The following is a 1,594-nucleotide window of genomic DNA, read 5'->3' as shown; positions in this document are numbered from 1 at the left end:
TATTGACCCTTGGGGAATTTGATGAAGTTTTGGACGGTTCAGAGGCCGAAAAACTGCTGGAAAAGTTTGACCCTCTTTTGTTCCCAGGTCCCCATATTCCAGCGGAATAACTGTCCCTCATGAAACATGGCACTTACACCTGACGTCAGCACCAGATCTGCTTCCTCTGTCACAGGTCGGTGGTCCTCAAACCACAGCAATTCCCGATCCAGAAGCAGCGATTCTACCTCCCCCCGGCTGAACGGTGCCAATGGCCAGTCAGCCGCGAAATCAGGATCCTGACCATAACCCCTTACATTGACATAGAGGTTCTCTGCCAGGCCTTCTACAAAGGTGATCTGTAGACGACCATACTTGCTGATGAAAGGGTCATCCGGTCGCCTGGTGATGCTATAAGTTTCAGGTTCTCCCAGCACCGCTTTGACTTCTTGAAGAGTAGCCCCAAGCGACAGGCCATGAAACTTGCCTGTCATTATCCATTCCAAAAATGAAATCACAGCTCCTATTGTCCAGCAGCAGCGGTGATGCTGTCACTCGGCTCTTTGGCTGAGGTCGTTTTCCAGAGTCCTGAGGCGCAGTAGGAGGATAGATTTAACCTTCGGACCTTCCCCCAGGCTTGACGGAGTCTGGACTTCAGCTCTTGGAGATTCTTCGACAACCGATTTCCCAGGAAATGCTGTTTCACATAGGCCCAGAGGTGCTCAATAGGGTTCAACTCTGGAGCATAAGGAGGCAGGAAAACCAGCTGTAGTCTTGGATGCCTGGTGATCACGTCTTGCACGGCTTTGGTCTTATGGATACCGCCGTTGTCCAGCACAATCAAGAGGTCTCCAGAGATGTGCTTGAGGATGTGCTCCAAGAATGTGGCAACATGGGGTCCTTTGAAGGAGCCCAGAACAGTATGCTGAAAGAATTTTCCTGTGCTGGTGATGGCTCCAATGACCGAAAGCTTTTCCCAATTCATTCGGGTTTTGACCAGTGGGGTTTTGCCCCGAGTGGCCCAGGTTCTGCGTGTGGTGGTTTTCAAACTGAAACCTGTTTCGTCCAAAAAGACCAGAGTGGCTCCCAGCCGCACCTTTTCTTGAATTTCTGGAATCTGGGTCGTGATCCAACGGGCGATTTGATCCTCTTTGCGCTCAATGGCCCGATGGTCAGGTTTCTGGTAGGAAAAGCCCCACTGTTTGAGCAGGGTAAACACATGACTCCTGTGGTACCAGACGCCAAACTGGAGTCCAATCATGTCCCGCACCCGTGGGACGGTCCAGGTGGGATCAGCAAAACCATGTTCGGTCGCCACTTCTTGCACCCAGGTTTGCAACTGGGCTTGCTGCTGAGCCGAAAGGATTCTAGGTCTACCTGGTGGTTTGCGCGCTTTCAGACCTGACAGTCCATACTGTCTGAGGCGACGTTTCCACAGAAAAAGTGTGGAAGGGCTGATGCCATAAAAGTCACATAGTTGCTGGTGGTTGTATTTTCCTGTCAGATAGGTCTGAGCGAAGTGGAGCCGACGCTCTTCGAGCTGCATGCGGCTCAGATGTCCGGGTCGCCATGCCATACCACCACGTTACTCTACCGACTTTTCAGAGTGCCAATA

Annotated in this window: 2 protein-coding genes; both read right to left on the bottom strand. The window is 51.7% G+C overall.

From position 1 onward, the window contains the following. Positions 1 to 38: 38 nt before the first annotated feature. Complete coding sequence (locus Q371_RS23270) at positions 39 to 497, bottom strand: hypothetical protein (RefSeq protein WP_157442916.1); 459 nt, start codon at positions 495 to 497, stop codon at positions 39 to 41. Positions 498 to 502: 5 nt separating this feature from the next. Next, a complete protein-coding gene (locus tag Q371_RS23265) occupies positions 503 to 1,555 on the bottom strand; it encodes an IS630 family transposase (protein WP_245618439.1) in 1,053 nt (350 codons plus the stop codon). Positions 1,556 to 1,594: the final 39 nt, after the last annotated feature.

The sequence above is a fragment of the Deinococcus misasensis DSM 22328 genome, from assembly GCF_000745915.1.
GTDB lineage: Bacteria > Deinococcota > Deinococci > Deinococcales > Deinococcaceae > Deinococcus_C > Deinococcus_C misasensis.
Note: the sequence above shows the minus strand (reverse complement) of the source record. Positions and strands in the feature narration are given on the sequence as shown.

What these genes read in the sequence shown, in the direction of transcription:
- Q371_RS23265 (WP_245618439.1), bottom strand. Translation starts at nt 1,555, where the DNA reads ATGGCATGGCGACCCGGACATCTGAGCCGCATGCAGCTCGAAGAGCGT.